A 16,287-nucleotide genomic window follows, 5' to 3' on the forward strand; every position below is an offset into this window, starting at 1 on the left:
AGTAGTAAGAAAAATTTTGTGAAAATGGCTTTCCTCATTTTTGCATAAATTTGACTTACTACCGAGAAACTGGCTTTTGAACACCGTGAATCAGAGGTTGTGGAAAAGCCGCTTAGTTTCGAGTTGATTGATTGTCACAGATACAATCTTTTGAATAACATTTACCAAGTACTTTCAGAAGCTCGTTTCCATCTAATCATAAAAAGACTTATGACCACCCGTAATGATTCTAAAGTTAGCTTTTTAAAGCTAGTTTTTTTGAAATCGATACAGCTAGTCGTAAGTCTTTTTATTTTATTGATCCGTTCCTCCTCTTTTCCATTCTAGATTCCTTCCTGATACTTTAGAAAACAAATTAATTGCAAAATAGAGATGCACCCTCTATACTATTTCTAAATCAACTACTTACTTTTTGTAAGTTAACAGGAGGAAATTTATCATGGATACACAAATCAGAGGAATTCACCACGTCACAGCAATGACATCTAGCGCAACAAAAATCTACCGCTTTTTTACAGATATTTTAGGAATGCGCTTAATCAAAAAAACCGTTAACCAAGATGACATCGAAACTTACCATCTTTACTTTACAGATGATACTGGTGCGCCGGGAACAGATATGACTTTCTTTGATTTTCCAAATCAGCCAAAAGGAAAAAAAGGAACAGATACGATCTCTCGTGCTTCTTTCCGTGTGCCAAGTGACGCTGCATTAGACTTTTGGTTAGAACGATTTGAAAAATATGACGTTACTCATTCAGCAATCAACGAACGTTTCGGCAAAAAATATATCGAATTTGAAGATTTCGATAATCAATATTATCAATTGATCTCTGACGAAAATAATCAAGGTGTAGCAGCTGGCATTCCTTGGAAAAACAGCAATGTACCGACAGAGTTTGCGATCACAGGACTTGGACCTGTCTTTGTCCGTGTCAGTCAATTAGAGCATATCCGCTTGATTCTTGAAAAAATCTTAGGATTCAAAGAAACAGACCATTCAGGAGATTTCTACTTATTTGAAATCGGTGAAGGCGGAAATGGTGCAAGCATTATTATTGAACATCGGACAGACTTGCCAAAAGCAATCGAAGGATTTGGAAATATCCATCACTTAGCATTGCGTGTAGCAGACAAAGAAGCATTGGAATACTGGATTCAAGTAATCAATAAGATTGAATTGCCAAATTCTGGTTTCGTCGATCGTTTCTATTTCCAATCTGAGTACTTCCTAGCCGCTCATCACGTACTGTTTGAACTAGCAACTGACGGTCCTGGATTCCTTGAAGATGAACCAGCAGAATCAGCAGGAGAAAAACTATCTCTTCCTCCATTCATAGAAGAACGTCGTGAAGCCATTGAAGCCTATGTCCGTCCTTTCGATACAAGTGATGCAAATAAAAAACGTGAATAATCTCTTCATGCTACTTCATTTTTTGTATCTATAGAAACAGAAAAGAGGAAACAAAATGACCTATATTTTTGAAAAAGGAACAAGTGGCAAGCATTTGATCTTACTTCATGGCACAGGTGGCGACGAACATTCTTTACTGGATATCGCTCACTTTCTTGCACCAAACAGTACGTTGCTTTCTTTTCGCGGCACGGTCCAAGAAGATGGGATGAATCGTTTTTTCAAGCGTAATGGATTGAATCAATTCGACCTGGACAGTTTGGAAAAAGAAGCAGATAAACTCCATGAAAAAATCAAAGAAATCAGCGAAAAAGAACAGATAGCTTTAAGCGATTGGCTGCTTGTCGGCTATTCAAATGGCGCAAACATCGCTGCTCATTTATTATTGGAGCGTGAGACCGAGCTAAATAAAGGGTTGTTTTTCCATCCGATGTCTCTAGGTGTTCATCAAAGCCGTTCCACATTAGAGGATAAAACCGTCTGGCTTTCTTATGGTGATAACGATCCAATCGTTTCCCCTGCTTCCTTTAAAGAATTGGCCGATCAATTCGAAACACGCCAAGCAAATGTGACGATTCAGCTAACTGTGACAGGTCATCAGTTGTCGATGGACGAAATCGAGCAAGCGAGGGAATGGTCAGAGCATCTTCTAACTAAATAAAAGAAAAGAACTACGACTTACATGACACAACCTGAAGCAGACATCAATCTGGATCATAGTGTGTGAAAGTCGTAGTTTTTTTGTCAGATAGGTTAGTCTCCGCTAACTGTAATAACAGATTTATTATAAATAGCCGTTTTATGTTTCAAATCTTCCAATCTGCCGATTTTCTCACCTTTCGAATAAAACCCATCAGTAATCCCTAGTGCTTGGAAAATCGTCTGTTTATAAGCGATTTCTGCATTCCATTCGACTGTATCAAGGATTTGCAGTGCTTTATGGATGGCTTCGATTCCTGATTCTCCACCTGTGTTGATCAATACACCATGTGAATTGAGTAATAACATATGAGGCAATTCTAAATCATGTGTTTTTACGTAATCGCTTGTCAATTCAGCAAGTTCTTCAGAGCAATTAGGCTCAAAGTCCATGACAGGAATCTCTTTTACTTTAGCTGTGGCTTCTGTCAAATTAGGCATAGGCAACCCAGTAGTCGCCCAGAACATTGCATTAGGCGCATGAGCATGTAGAACAGCTTTGATAGCTGGATTAGTCTCGTACATCGCTTCATGCATATTGATCTCCCGAGTTAAATGACCGACTCCGTCAACGATTCTACGCGTTCTTGGTTCTACTACTAGAACCTGTGCAGGAGAAATCTCTCCTAGATAGGCTTCTGACATCATGGTCGGCGTCATGATGATGTAGTCTTTCCCTTGATCATCAGTAGTTTTAAAGGAAAAATTCCCTCCTGCGACATTTGTGTTTTTCCTTTCGAAAATCACTCTTACGATACGTGCCATGTCCTGTCGTTCTCTCTCAAATAACATACGTCCATCTGACATAATGACCCCTCCATTATCTTTTTATAAAACTTTTTTCTCTCAATATTTCTTTGGTAGCTTCTTTTATTTTTATTGATTCTTCTATTTTCCGTTTTCTTTTTTCATCGTACTCTCTGAATAAAACGTGATTTCCATATTTATAGATCACTAGCGCGAAAAAAATGACCAATAGATTGATGATGATATTCTGAGTAAAGAGTCCATATAGAAATAGCAGAAGTGTACCACAAAGAGCGACTGTCCATTTTATTTTATCTGTCTCTTCTCTTTTCATTGCTTTCCCACCATTTCAATGCTATTTTTGTAGTTCAGCATAACGTTCGCTCGGGACTTTCGCTTTTATCATATATTTATAAAGTAGAACAAACAGTCCTAGAAAAATCACGCATCCTACAATAGCGAGAATATTTCTATTAAATGCCTCCGCAAATAAAACCCTGAACTCCGGCCCTTCTATTGATGACCATGTGATCAACTGTCCTTTCTTGATTCCCTCGACTGCTCCACTTTTTTCTGCTAAATCACTGAGTATTGGCGCAAGATAAGTGGCACCGTACAAATAAATAGGCATCGTGAGGATTCCCAGGATCAGCATACGAGCCAAGTTTCCTCCTGTTAGAAGCAATCCGCCGACCGCAATCGAATAGTTGATGATCCCTGCTAATGGTAATACTTGGTTTCCTGGCAAAATAATGGCATAACCGATAAACACAGGAACAAGTAAAATAGCAGTAACCCAAATCTCTGAACGACCAGCTAATATCGGCCAGTCCAATCCAATATATACTTCACGATCCTTAAATCGCTTTTTCATAAATTCTGACATCGCGTCTGCTAAAGGAGACAAAGATTGCATGAACATTTTAGAGATCATAGGAAACAAACTTAATGCTGTAGCTGTTTGGATCGCTAGATTAAGAGAACCTGAAACACCGTACGCAGCAGCAAAGCCAAGTCCCAAGCCAATAATGAATCCCATTACAGAATTTTCAGAGAAGATCCCAATTTTCTTCTTCAATGCATTCGTATCCGCTCGTTTATTCAATGCAGGTATTTTATCCATGATCATATTGAAAGGGAGCAACAAGACAGCGGCAGATGTCATAAAATGAGTCACTGTTACTAATGGAATCCCTGTGAGATCTTGTATATGCTTCTGAAACATATCACCAAGCTTTAATTCCAATATGACTTGAACCATTGCTGTAAGAAAGCCTGCAGCCAAACTACCAGAAACATAATAAACTAAATAAGCAGTTAAAGCTTTCCCCCAAACATTCCACATATCAACATTTAACGTCTTCGTCCAATTAAAAAGTAACAGTACAAAATTGACCCCAATCGTTACTGCAAAGAATATAAAAGCATAACTCCACGACCATGTGATGCTTGCTGCACCTGTCCACCCAAGATCAAGTGCAGGCAAACTGATTCCCGTATTTTTAGCCAATGCTTCTGATGCTGGACTTACTGCGTTAGACATATAGCCAATGACCATAGACATCCCGCTAAAAGCGATCCCTAAAGTCAATGCAGACATGAACGCTTTTTTAAATTTCATCCCTGCCAATAATCCAAGTATCAAAATAATCAAAGGAACAAAAATAGCTGATCCTAAATTCAAAACATAATTGATTACGGTTTGGAAGACTTCCATAAATAGACCTTCTTTCTTTTGAAATATAGTAGAAAAACTAGGAGACAATTTTTTATCCAACAATCCTCCTTTACTGTATTAACTCTTTGATACTGTCATAAATAGGTTCTACGCCCATTCCAGTTAAAAATGGAATTCCTGGAAATACTTCAATACCTAACTCTTTTGCTTGTTCAAGTACTTCATCATCCGGCTGCGCGACATACACATAGATTCCAGCAGTAGGAAGCTCATTTTGGATTGATTTGTAATCAACTGCTTCTACAGGAAATGTAATGCCATCATCTTCTAACATACTTTGGATCTTACTCGCGATCGTCTGACTCGTTGCTACGCCACTTCCACATGCGACAATTAACCGATTCTTCATTTTTCTTCCTCCTAAATATAATTTGTAATAAGTTCGTATATTTTTTGCGGTGTTTCTTGTTTCTTATAATTTTCCACGAATGTTTCATCCATGAATAAATTCATAAACGCTTGAAGTAATCCTACTTGTTCTTTTGGTTCTTTGATTCCTAAAAAAAATAGATTTTCTACAGTCATTTCCTGATTATCCCCCATTTGATAAAAATAAATTGGGTTCTTCAGCTGCATAACAAAAACGAATGGCTTTTCGACATATTCACATTCCGAATGTGGCAGTGCAATATTTAAATACTTAGTAATCAATCCTGTAGGAAATTCTCTTTCTCTTGCAATTAGTCCATTCAAATAATTTTCATTGACGTACCCCATTTTTTCTAATCGTTGGGCAGCTATTAAAAAAGCTTCTTCTTTATTTTTTACGTCTACCGCTAATTGAATCAGACTAGGAACAAACATCTCTTTATATTCCATTTCTCCACCCTCTTTTTTGATTAAGTTTGTTAATTTTATGTTCTACTAAGTTCATCTTTGTTTACAAGAACATTATATTTCTGTCAGTTTATTTTGTCAACGCTTTCAAAAGAAATTTATTTTGTTAAATTTGATCTACTTGAAAATAAAATCGTTTATCTATATAATTAAGAAGAACAAAGTCGAACAAAAATTGACTTTTATGTTAAAGGAGTAATTCATATGTTGAAAAAAGAAAGACAAGAACGAATCATTACGTTATTAGAGAAAGATTTTTATTTAACTAATTCAGAAATCGCTAACAAATTAGGCGTATCAGAAATGACCATACGCCGAGATGTCACTGAATTAGCAAAAAAAAATAAAGTAAAAAAGCTGTATGGTGGCGTTGAACGAAAGGAACCTTATAATCGAGAACTATCGACTCAAGAAAAGATTGATACGAATGTAGCCGAAAAAAAATATATTGGCCAAGTCATGAACAGTATAATTCCGGATAATTCTACTATTTATGTAGGCGCCGGTACAACGATCCTGTATGCACTCCCTTTCATTCAAAAGAAAAATCTATTTGTAATTACAAATAGTTTGATTGCTTTCAACTATTTGAAGAATCATACTAGTTATCGGATTTTACTTACTGGGGGCGAATTTTCTCCTATTACAGAAGAGTTCATTGGGGAAGTTGCAGAAAGATCTTTTGAAAGTTTGAATGTCGATATCTCTTTCGCTGCAACAAATGGAATATTTGAAAACAATGTCACAACTGCTCAATTTATTGAGGGAAATATTCAAAATGCAGCGCTCAATGCAGCAAAAATCAAATGTATTGTTGCAGATTATTCAAAATTAAATAAATCAGATGTCTATACTTTTAGAAAATTAACCGATTTTGATTATCTAATAACCGATAATCATTTATCAGAACAAGATTTCCATCATTATTCAAAATACTTAACCATATTAAAGGAGCCAAAAAATGATACTGACAATCACGATGAACCCATCCATTGATTCCATTTATTTTACAAAACACTTTGAATTAGGTACGATGACACGCTTTGCTTCTCCGGTACGCTATGTAGGCGGCAAGGGAATCAATTGCGGACGAGCATCTGCTTTACTAGGTTCATCAGTTATTTTAACGGGGTTTTTGGGCGGTTATTTTGGCGGTATGATTCAAGATATGCTGCAAAATGAAAATCTGTTTGATTTGCATTTTTTACCTATTGCAGAAGAATCAAGAGGTGCCGTCACCATCATGCATGATGGTGAAACGCAGACAGAACTTGTGGAAGCTGGTCCTAAAATAGCAGATGCTACTATCAAAAAATTAATGAATGATATCAAACAAATCAGTAAAAATAATTACCTTTCAGTCATTACAATAAATGGTTCTGTCAACAATCAAGATCCCTTTTTGTATGCTAAATTATTACAATATATCAAAGAACAAATAGATCCTTCCACCTATATATTAATGGATATATCTGGACAACATCTCCGTGAAGTCTTAGCAAGTAAGTATAAACCGATGTTCATCAAACCTAATATCCATGAGTTTTCAGATATCATCCATCAAAAAATCACTCAAAAAAGCGACATAAAACACCATCTAAAAACAAATCCACTATTTAAAGATATCGATGTCATCATGGTTTCTTGCGGCTCGTATGGTGCAGTAGTCAAAGTAAAAGAAGAATTTTGGAATGTTGAAATCCCTAAGATTCCTATCACGAATACAACAGGCTCTGGGGATGCCACTGTTGGAGGTTTTGCTCATTCATTAGAACAGAATTATCCTTTAAAAGAATGTATAAGGTATGCAATGGCTTGCGGCATGTCGAATGCACAGCAATCAGAAGTCGGGAAAGTTATCCCAGCTGATGTAAAAAATTTAGCAAAAAATATTAAAATCACAGAAATGAAATAAATAGTATAAAGTGAATGATTATTTACACGAAATGAGACACAAAGAGACTGTGACAAAAACTGTACCGACCCCCAAAAGTTAGACCAAAAAATCTAACTTTTGGGGGTCAGTACAGTGTCACAGTTCTTTTTTTCGAATAACGGTGTTCTCCTGCCAACTCCTCGGTCACAAGTCACAATATTCAACAAACATGAGAAGCGGCTTTTTCACAACCTCTTTTGGTTACACAAGGTTCTCTTCAAAGAATGTTGCCATTTTTTCAAATGGAATGATATCTGTCTGGTCGTATAGATCTGTATGGGAAGCTCCTGGAATGATCATGAGTTCCTTGTTATCGCCTTTCAGCTCATTGAAAGCATCCTCCCCAAAGTAACGTGAGTGAGCTTTTTCCCCGTGAATGACTAATACTGCATGACGGATTTCTGGAATATAATGCAATAGTTTCGCATTCATAAGTGATAACCCTGATGTCCTATTCCAACCGTCGTTAGAATTTAAAGAACGAACATGGTATCCGCGATCTGTTTTATAATACGCATGGTAATCTTTAACAAACTGAGGAGCATCTTCAGGCAATGGGTCAACCACTCCTCCAGCACGTGCGTAGTCCCCTTGTTTGAAATCAATGATACGTTGTGCATTTAATTCTTCACGCATTTTATATCGGGCATCTTCATCCATAGCATCGAAGTAGCCATTGGCTGTTACTCGAGTCATATCGTACATTGTTGAGACGACTGTTGCTTTGACCCGTGTATCGATCGCTGCCGCATTCAATGCCATACCTCCCCATCCACAAATACCGATGATTCCGATTCTCTCAGGGTTTACATTTTTTTGTACAGATAAAAAGTCTACTGCCGCTTGAAAATCTTCCGTATTGATATCAGGCGAAGCAACATATCGTGGTACTCCTCCGCTTTCTCCTGTAAACGATGGGTCAAATGCAATCGTTAAAAAGCCTCTTTCAGCCATCGTCTGCGCATATAGACCAGACGATTGTTCCTTTACTGCGCCAAATGGTCCGCTCACAGCAATTGCTGGCAATTTCTCTTCACTTACTTCTTTTGGTTCATATAAATCAGCGACTAATGTGATACCGAAACGATTTGGGAAGGTCACCTTTCGATGATTGACTTGCTCGCTTTTTGGAAATACTTTGTCCCATTCTTGGGTGATATTTAATTCTTTACTCATATTCTAAACGCTCCTTTGATCAAAATTGACATTTGTTTTTGAATGTATTATCATGATAAAACTTAAACCTGACTTTAGGTCAAGGATAAAATTTTAATTTAGGAGGATTTTTTTATGTATTCCATTGGACAAGTGTCTGAAATGTTTGGATTGCCTGTTTCTACTTTACGTTATTACGACAAAGAGGGGTTATTTCCTGATATCCAGCGTGTTTCCGGTATTAGAAAATTTTCAGAGAGTGAATTAGAGGCTTTGAGAGTCATTGATTGTTTGAAAAAATCTGGTTTAGAAATAAAAGACATCAAGCAATTCATGGAATGGAGCAAAGAAGGCAGTAAGACATTTGCGGTTCGTAAAGAACTATTTGAAAAGCAAAAAGAAGTTGTAGAAGAAGAAATAACAAAATTAGAAAGAGTACTCGCTATGCTAAATTACAAAAGCTGGTACTATGAAGAAGCAATAAAAACCGGCAATGAAGAAGCCGTATTGAAACTGATTCCTGATGATTTACCCCAACATGTAAAAGAAGCTTATGAACAATCTCACTGAACAAACGGATAACTCACTTTTCTTCTCTATGAACTTCATGAAAACATGAATAAACACCTCTAACTGATTGTTAGAAGTGTTTATTTTTTCACTCAAGTATCCTGCACTTACAGAAATTCCTTTTTACCGCCATCCTAATTCTGGAGCGATATCTTTTACGATTGTTTCAAGCAAGTGCATGTTGTATTCAACGCCTAAAGTATTAGGAATCGTGACAAGTACTGTGTCTGCTTCTTTGATTGCTTCATCTTCAGCTAGCTCCTTGATTAATTGATCAGGTTCACCAGCAAAAGTTTTCCCAAAAATCGTCGGGTTTCGGTGGTAAGCAAGATAGCCGACAGCATCTTGTTGCGGACTACCATCTTGTCCAAATAAGCGTCGATCCAAATCAGTGGTGATTGGCTGGATCGAGCGAGTGACCAATGTTCTTGGTTCAAAATCATGACCTGCTTGCTTCCACGCTTCTTTATACGCACGTAATTGGTTTGCTTGTTGGATATGGAACGGCTCATGGGATTCGTAATTGACTAATGTAGATGATTGCAGATTCATTCCATGTTGTGCTGCCCAGATTGCCGTTTGCTGCGAACCAGCTCCCCACCAGATTCTTTGTCGTAATCCTTCTGAATAAGGTTCGATCCGTAATTTTCCTGATCCTTGTGGGAACATTGGTTGAGGATTTGGTTCTGCAAATGGTTTTCCTTCAAGTAATTCCAAGAATTCAAGGGTGCGTTCCCGTGTCACCTCTTTGATTTCTTCTTCACTGTAATCATACCCAAAGTATTTCCAGCCATCTAGAACTTGTTCAGGTGAACCACGCCCCACTCCTAGTTGCACTCTTCCTTGTGTGATGATATCTGTCAATCCGGCATTTTCTGCCATATAATAAGGGTTTTCATAGCGCATATCGATAAGTCCTGTGCCGATTTCGATCTTACTCGTCTTTGCGCCGATTGCCGCTAGCAAAGGAAACGGCGACCCAATCTGAGGGGCAAAATGATGTACGCGGAAAAACGCTCCGTCTACTCCAATTTTTTCTGCTTCCACTGCTAAATCGATGGATTGCAAATAAGCATCTTGAGCTGTTTTCACGAGTGATCCTTGCTCCATCCAATGTCCAAAGCTTAAAAAGCCGATTTTTTTCAAGGTAATGACCTCCTCCAACCCTACAAAAATGGAAGGTTTTTTATTTTTAATATGAACTGATTCTACTACTTTTTTTCTTAAAAGACGAATAATTGTTCTCGCGTTATATTCAAGAAATTTATCGGCTGACTATACCCCTACTTCCTTCATCATCTGCCATGTCTTAATCTCTTTTAATAGTCTTTCCCATCGTTGTTTTTTGACTCAAAATGATTGTTTCTAACGTGTATTTATGGTAAAAAAGACAGGATGAGTTCTTTGTACACATCAATTTATACGCTAAACCACAAGAAATATATAAACTAAGAAACCCATTATTTTTTCGCTCCATCATATAGAGTTTTCTTTAGATAAACAATTACAGTTACTAATCCATAACGGAGGAAATCAAATGAAAAAAATCTATTTTTTATGTACGGGCAATTCTTGCCGCAGTCAAATAGCAGAAGGCTACGCGCGTAAATATCTGCCTCCTTCAAAGTTTGAGATCAGAAGTGCGGGGATCGAGACACATGGTTTGAATCCAAGAGCTGTAAAAATCATGGCAGAAGACAGCATCGATATTTCCAAACAGACGTCTGATTTGATTGATAGAGATTACTTTGCTCAGGCAGACTTGATCATTACACTTTGTGGTGATGCCAAAGACAAGTGCCCTGCCGTTCCAAACAATCACGAACACCTTCACTGGGACCTAAAAGATCCTGCACAAGCTGTCGGGAGCGAAGAAGAAATATTAGCGGAATTCAGAAAAGTCAGAGAAGTAATCAAAACAAAGGTTTCTGACTTAAATCAATATGCTCCAAGTTTATAAAGGAATTCTCAAAAATGTTTTTACAATTAACTGATAAATAGAATTGTTCTCTAGCAAAAACTTCTTCTCTTCTTTTTGCTAGATCAATCGTTCCTCCCGTTGACAAATGGATACTTCTCTGCTATTTTATTAGCAATCAATGAAACGCGATGACAAAGAAAGTAAAGTAATGTTAGACGCCAAAGAGAGTTCCTGCTTGGTGAAAAGGAATGCGTATCTGTTACTTGAAAATGGCTTTTGAGCGGATTTCCCGAATATTTAAGGAAATACGGATGTCTACCGTTAACAAGGCACAGTTTCCAAAAGATGATTTTTTTGGGTACTGATCGAGGTAAAGTCTGTGAGGATTTTATAACCAAAGGTGGTAACGCATATCTATGCCCTTAGCAATTTTTTGCTAGGGCATTTTTTTGTACCCACTTTTGAATCGACTATCGATACTAATAAAGTCCATCCACTACTTGACCTTGGATACTATCGAAAGGAAGTGAACTTTCGGAAAATTTCGAATCATCCAACAAAATTTTGACATAATGTGGTCAAAAATTGGAAATGCGTATTCATAAATAAACAATTGGGGGAAAATAGAATGAATAAAAAATTTACAGTAAAGCATATTGTAGCTATCGGTATCGGAGCAGCTGTCTTCTTTATCTTAAAACGTTTCGTCACCATTCCAACAGGTGTTCCAAATACGGATATCGCGACCGCTTACCCTTTTCTAGCGCTGCTAGGCGTAGTTTACGGGCCAGTCGTTGCAGGATTAGCTGGTTTTATTGGCCATGCACTGGGTGATTTAACTACTTATGGTGCTTGGTGGTCATGGATCATTGCATCTGGGATTTTAGGTGTGTTTTTTGGTTTACTGACCAAACGTATCCCAATTGAAGAAGGCATATTTGGTAAAAAAGAAATCACGCTCTTCCTCGTGGGTGAAACGATTGCCAATTTAGTGACATGGGTGATTATTGCGCCTGTGGGAGATATTTTGATTTATGCAGAGGCCCCAAGTAAAGTCTTCACGCAAGGAATCGTTGCTGGAATCACAAATGCTATTGTGACAGGAATTATCGGCATTATTTTATTGAAAGCTTATGCACAGACAAAAGTCAAAAAAGGAAGTTTGAACAAAGAAGCTTAGAACGTGAGGAACTAAAATGATTGAGTTTCGTAATTTTACATTTCAATATGACAGCCAAGCTGAAGCAACATTAAAAAATATCGATTTGATTATCCATCCTGGGGAAAAAATTTTGATCATAGGACCTAGCGGCTCAGGAAAATCAACTTTGGGAAAATGTTTGAATGGCATCATTCCACAAAATGAAAAAGGAAGTTTTACTGGTCAATTAACGATCAATGGTAAAAATTTCAGTAAATCTTCTATCTATGATCTTTCATTAGAAGTAGGCACCGTTTTACAAGATACTGACAGCCAATTTGTCGGATTAACAGTAGCTGAAGATATCGCTTTTTCTCTTGAAAATGAGATGATCGAACAAAAAGAAATGCAAGAAGCAGTCAATTTCTGGGCAAAAAAGACAAATTTACTGGCCCAATTAGACAAACGTCCGCAAGATCTATCTGGCGGACAAAAGCAGCGGGTAGCAATGGCTGGTGTTTTGATCGATGAAACACCTATTCTCTTGTTTGATGAACCATTAGCTAATCTTGATCCACAGACAGGCTATGAAGCAATCCAGATGATTGACCGTCTCTATCAATCGCAACAATTTACGACGATCATTATTGAACATCGTTTGGAGGAAGTGTTAGCTGCACCAGTCGATCGCGTCATCTTGATTGATGAGGGAAAGATCATTGCGGATATAGCTCCTACTGAATTGCTGAAAAGTGATTTATTGTCGAAGTGCGGAATTCGTGAACCCTTATACATCACAGCATTAAAACGTTCTGGACTCTCATTGACAGAATTCCCAGATTTAACACAAGTCGATCAACTGGTTTCCCCAAAGATTGCTGCTGCTTTAGCAAAACAACAAGGGACTTTTTGTTCTCCTTCTAAAAAGAAAACGCCGCTATTGACATTGAAAGATGTATCCTTCCACTTCGGTAAGGAACCAATCATCAAAGGAATCGATTTAACTCTTCATCAAGGAGAGATGGTTAGTTTAGTCGGACATAATGGAGCAGGAAAATCCACATTGTCCAATCTCATCACCGGTTTCCAACCTTTCCAACAAGGAGAACTATTGTGGAAAGACCAATCTATCATATCTGAAAGCATCAAAGAGCGCGCAGACAAAATTGGCTATGTACTGCAAAACAGTAACCAAATGCTTTCTAAAAACATAGTTTTTGAAGAAGTTGCTTTGGCTTTAGAAAATCGCGGTGAAGATCCGATAAACATCCAAGAAAAAGTCTTGGAAACTTTGAAAGTATGTGGATTGTATGAATTTCGTAACTGGCCGATTTCAGCGCTGAGCTATGGACAAAAACGACGGGTAGCAGTTGCATCTATATTGGTACTCGAACCAGAATTGCTGATTCTTGATGAACCGACAGCTGGACAAGATTACTATCACTACACTAAAATGATGAAATTTTTGAAAAAATTGAATCAGCAAGGCCTCACGATTTTGATGATCACTCATGATATGCACTTGATGCTGGAATATACAGAACGGACGATTGTTTTGAAAGAAGGACAAATTATTGCAGATGAAATACCTTCGAAGGTACTATCTTCAACCGATTTAGTTACCTCGGCAAGCTTGCGGAAAACTAGTTTGTATCATTTGGCAAAAAGCAATCAGCTGACAGATGCTAGCGGATTCGTTTCGGCTTTTATTCAGCATAAGGGGGACCCTTATGACAGAGAATAATCTCATCGGTTATGTACCGAAAAAAACAATCATCCATCAACTCAGCGGTTTTACCAAACTTTTTTGTTTTCTATTACTTTCGATTATTGGGATGGTCTCTTATGACACACGATTTTTGCTTTGCCTTGCTGTGTTTTCGGTTCTCATTTTTCGGATAGCCAGAATTAGTTATTCTGAGATCTCTTTTGTATTGAAGTTCATTGCTTTTTTCTCCATTTTGAATTTATTGACTGTTTATTTATTTGCCCCAGAATACGGAGTAGCTATCTATGGTACTCGCCATGTCATCTTTGATGGAATCGGTAGATATACGCTCACTCAAGAACAGGTTTTTTATGAATTCAATTTACTGATTAAATATTTCGTTACCATTCCTCCAGGTTTGATTTTTATTTTAACGACGAATCCAAGTGAATTAGCTTCTAGTATCCATCGAATCGGTGGCTCTTATAAAATTGCTTATGCCTTTTCTTTAGCGCTACGCTACATTCCAGATATCCAAGAGGATTTTCGAACGATTTCCAAAGCCCAGCAAGCACGAGGAAATGAACTCTCTGGTAAAGCCTCTCTCATGAAACGGGTACGAGGAAATTTGACGATTGCGATCCCATTGATTTTTTCTAGTTTAGAACGTATTGAGACGATTTCTTCTGCCATGGAACTTCGGCGTTTTGGAAAGAAAAAAGGACGGACATGGCTGTCGACAAAACCATTGCAACGGAATGATTATCTTGCACTATTTCTCGTTGTCCTTTTTTGTTCAATAGGGATTTTATTAGTGATCCTAAATGACGGACGATTCTATAATCCATTTCATTAAATAGAGGTTGTGGAAAAGATGTTCTGCATCAAGTAATAAGTCCAGCCAAACAAAAACAGCGTTTCATGTTTTTGAATTGGCTGGACTTATTACCGCAGGTGCAAGCTTTTGAACACCGTTATTCGGAAGAAGGAACTGTAACAAGACTTTTGTTACAATCCCTTTGTATTTAGTTTTTCAACTTCAAATAAATAGATAGAATTATTATAAATATAAAGGCAGTTTTTTAATATCTACTTATTCATAACTAGACAACAAGGTTAAAATCTCTAGTGGATGATTGGATTGCATCAACTGTGCCATTTGTTCTGGCTGCTTTTCTAAATAGTGAATAACAGAAAAAATTTTTTTGAACTCTGCATGTTTCAAATCCTTTCTCTTTATTGCTAACAGCAGTACGATACGTATCTGTTCCCCATGCCATAGGACTGGTTCTTTCATTGTTGCAATAGAAATCATCGAATGTTTTACATACAGCGGATTACCGTGAGGAATCGTTACAAATGGTGCCACTCTAGTACTGGCGTGACGGTCTCGTTCCAAGACAGAATCGACGAATTCCGGCTCCACATAATGATGTTCTACTAAGACATTCCCCATAAAATTTAAAATATCTACTGGGTCAGTCCATTCAAGCTGAGGAAAGATCAAAAATGGATGAGTAAAGCTTGCTAGATCAAACGTTTTTTTCTTCTTGATAGGTACATGTTCCAGCATATATTTTGTCAAATAGGCCAGATCAGTTTCTGTGATCATTGGTGAAATCTCGATTACTGGAATATTTTCATATTTAAACGGTAATGTAGTCAAAATAAAATCAACAGGTGGAAAATCTTCCCTCTCTAGTTCTGGCTTATATTCAATTAAATCTATAATCGTTAATTCCGGAAGTTCTCTGTTCAGCCGTGCTTCAAGAAAAGTAGCCATAGCTTTTGAATATTCACTGACTAGAACTGTTTGGTATCTTTTACTTTTCTGATGTTTGTGTCGCTCGATCGCCGCTTGGAAATGGATCGTTAAATAAGCTGTCTCATCTTGCGGAACATAAAAATTTTCTTTCTCAAAATAATCTTCTAGAATCAACTGTAAAACTAAAAAAAGTTGTGTGTACGTACTAAACACACTTTTCGTCAATGGATTAGAAATCTGCAAGCCATAATGGAGTCGAAAATAGGTAGAAGATAAATGAGACCTTAAGTTTTGTTTCAGTAACTGATCTTCTTTCAATGAATAACCTAAAAACTGCTCCACTTGTACAATCAAATGATCAGCAAGTGTACTAGATTCCTTTTGAAATCGTGTGGCTGCTTGTGAGTTTGTAAAAAGATTGGCGATACGCAAAGCCAGATAATTAATTTCATCAGGAGAAAATTCAATTGGGTAAATAGTGGCTAGTTTTGCTAAGATTTGACTACTTAACTGCTGTGCTTGGGTATGCTCAACGACTTCATTTTCGTCTTTACTTAATTTCACTTTCTGGTACTGTTTCATTCGCTCAAGCATAAAATAGATATGAATCTCCACACTAGCCTGGAATGGCAACAGTTTTTTTGACAAATTTTATA

Annotated in this window: 17 protein-coding genes and 1 other annotated feature; of the genes, 9 read left to right on the plus strand and 8 right to left on the minus strand. The window is 37.4% G+C overall.

What is annotated here, in order from left to right:
* Positions 1-439 precede the first annotated feature (439 nt).
* Complete coding sequence (locus HMPREF2961_RS04580) at positions 440-1,414, plus strand: ring-cleaving dioxygenase (RefSeq protein ID WP_070704028.1); 975 nt, start codon at positions 440-442, stop codon at positions 1,412-1,414.
* Positions 1,415-1,469: 55 nt separating this feature from the next.
* Positions 1,470-2,075: an alpha/beta hydrolase gene (locus HMPREF2961_RS04585; protein WP_002315241.1), complete on the plus strand. Its 606-nt coding sequence runs from the start codon at positions 1,470-1,472 to the stop codon at positions 2,073-2,075.
* Between the two features lie 92 nt (positions 2,076-2,167).
* On the opposite strand, the gene HMPREF2961_RS04590 is transcribed toward HMPREF2961_RS04585, so the two are convergent.
* The 5 genes from HMPREF2961_RS04590 to HMPREF2961_RS04610 all read right to left on the minus strand — a co-directional run bounded on the left by HMPREF2961_RS04590 (position 2,168) and on the right by HMPREF2961_RS04610 (position 5,417).
* Entirely contained in the window at positions 2,168-2,920 is a 753-nt protein-coding gene (locus tag HMPREF2961_RS04590) for a class II aldolase/adducin family protein (RefSeq protein ID WP_024636178.1), read from the minus strand.
* Between the two features lie 13 nt (positions 2,921-2,933).
* On the minus strand, positions 2,934-3,194 hold the full coding sequence (locus tag HMPREF2961_RS04595) for a hypothetical protein (protein WP_002291816.1): 261 nt from the start codon (positions 3,192-3,194) through the stop codon (positions 2,934-2,936).
* A gap of 21 nt (positions 3,195-3,215) precedes the next feature.
* Positions 3,216-4,577, minus strand: a complete 1,362-nt coding sequence (locus tag HMPREF2961_RS04600; RefSeq protein WP_024634718.1) for a PTS galactitol transporter subunit IIC — start codon at positions 4,575-4,577, stop codon at positions 3,216-3,218.
* Positions 4,578-4,647: 70 nt separating this feature from the next.
* Complete coding sequence (locus HMPREF2961_RS04605) at positions 4,648-4,947, minus strand: PTS sugar transporter subunit IIB (protein WP_002315244.1); 300 nt, start codon at positions 4,945-4,947, stop codon at positions 4,648-4,650.
* 11 nt (positions 4,948-4,958) lie between these two features.
* A complete protein-coding gene (locus HMPREF2961_RS04610) occupies positions 4,959-5,417 on the minus strand; it encodes a PTS sugar transporter subunit IIA (RefSeq protein ID WP_002291813.1) in 459 nt (152 codons plus the stop codon).
* A 222-nt stretch (positions 5,418-5,639) separates the two neighbouring features.
* On the opposite strand from HMPREF2961_RS04610, the gene HMPREF2961_RS04615 reads away from it, so the two are divergent.
* Both HMPREF2961_RS04615 and HMPREF2961_RS04620 read left to right on the plus strand, forming a co-directional pair.
* Entirely contained in the window at positions 5,640-6,431 is a 792-nt protein-coding gene (locus tag HMPREF2961_RS04615; RefSeq protein ID WP_002309656.1) for a DeoR/GlpR family DNA-binding transcription regulator, read from the plus strand.
* Positions 6,397-7,350 (plus strand): 1-phosphofructokinase family hexose kinase, encoded by a 954-nt coding sequence (locus tag HMPREF2961_RS04620; protein ID WP_002291810.1) that lies wholly within the window; start codon positions 6,397-6,399, stop codon positions 7,348-7,350. The genes HMPREF2961_RS04615 and HMPREF2961_RS04620 overlap by 35 nt, the downstream gene beginning before the upstream one ends.
* A gap of 222 nt (positions 7,351-7,572) precedes the next feature.
* On the opposite strand, the gene HMPREF2961_RS04625 is transcribed toward HMPREF2961_RS04620, so the two are convergent.
* Positions 7,573-8,547 (minus strand): alpha/beta hydrolase, encoded by a 975-nt coding sequence (locus HMPREF2961_RS04625; RefSeq protein ID WP_002315245.1) that lies wholly within the window; start codon positions 8,545-8,547, stop codon positions 7,573-7,575.
* A 114-nt stretch (positions 8,548-8,661) separates the two neighbouring features.
* On the opposite strand from HMPREF2961_RS04625, the gene HMPREF2961_RS04630 reads away from it, so the two are divergent.
* Positions 8,662-9,096 (plus strand): MerR family transcriptional regulator, encoded by a 435-nt coding sequence (locus HMPREF2961_RS04630; RefSeq protein ID WP_024636177.1) that lies wholly within the window; start codon positions 8,662-8,664, stop codon positions 9,094-9,096.
* A 123-nt stretch (positions 9,097-9,219) separates the two neighbouring features.
* Here HMPREF2961_RS04630 and HMPREF2961_RS04635 read toward each other — a convergent pair whose 3' ends face one another.
* On the minus strand, positions 9,220-10,242 hold the full coding sequence (locus HMPREF2961_RS04635; RefSeq protein ID WP_002315247.1) for an LLM class flavin-dependent oxidoreductase: 1,023 nt from the start codon (positions 10,240-10,242) through the stop codon (positions 9,220-9,222).
* A gap of 391 nt (positions 10,243-10,633) precedes the next feature.
* On the opposite strand from HMPREF2961_RS04635, the gene arsC reads away from it, so the two are divergent.
* From arsC to HMPREF2961_RS04655, 4 genes are all read left to right on the plus strand, one after another.
* Complete coding sequence (arsC, locus tag HMPREF2961_RS04640; RefSeq protein WP_002315248.1) at positions 10,634-11,056, plus strand: arsenate reductase (thioredoxin); 423 nt, start codon at positions 10,634-10,636, stop codon at positions 11,054-11,056.
* A gap of 140 nt (positions 11,057-11,196) precedes the next feature.
* Positions 11,197-11,444 (plus strand) — a binding site (T-box leader).
* Between the two features lie 201 nt (positions 11,445-11,645).
* Complete coding sequence (locus HMPREF2961_RS04645; RefSeq protein WP_002315249.1) at positions 11,646-12,197, plus strand: ECF-type riboflavin transporter substrate-binding protein; 552 nt, start codon at positions 11,646-11,648, stop codon at positions 12,195-12,197.
* A 16-nt stretch (positions 12,198-12,213) separates the two neighbouring features.
* Positions 12,214-13,902 carry an ABC transporter ATP-binding protein gene (locus HMPREF2961_RS04650; RefSeq protein WP_002315250.1) on the plus strand — a complete coding sequence of 563 codons (1,689 nt, stop codon included), beginning with the start codon at positions 12,214-12,216 and terminating at the stop codon, positions 13,900-13,902.
* The gene (locus HMPREF2961_RS04655) at positions 13,889-14,722 is read left to right on the plus strand and encodes an energy-coupling factor transporter transmembrane component T family protein (RefSeq protein ID WP_002315251.1); all 834 of its coding nucleotides are present in this window, start codon (positions 13,889-13,891) and stop codon (positions 14,720-14,722) included. Before HMPREF2961_RS04650 ends, HMPREF2961_RS04655 begins: the two co-directional genes overlap by 14 nt.
* Positions 14,723-14,959: 237 nt before the next feature.
* On the opposite strand, the gene HMPREF2961_RS04660 is transcribed toward HMPREF2961_RS04655, so the two are convergent.
* A complete protein-coding gene (locus HMPREF2961_RS04660) occupies positions 14,960-16,246 on the minus strand; it encodes a BglG family transcription antiterminator (RefSeq protein WP_002315252.1) in 1,287 nt (428 codons plus the stop codon).
* Positions 16,247-16,287 lie beyond the last annotated feature (41 nt).

The organism is Enterococcus sp. HMSC076E04 (assembly GCF_001814285.1).
GTDB lineage: Bacteria > Bacillota > Bacilli > Lactobacillales > Enterococcaceae > Enterococcus_B > Enterococcus_B lactis.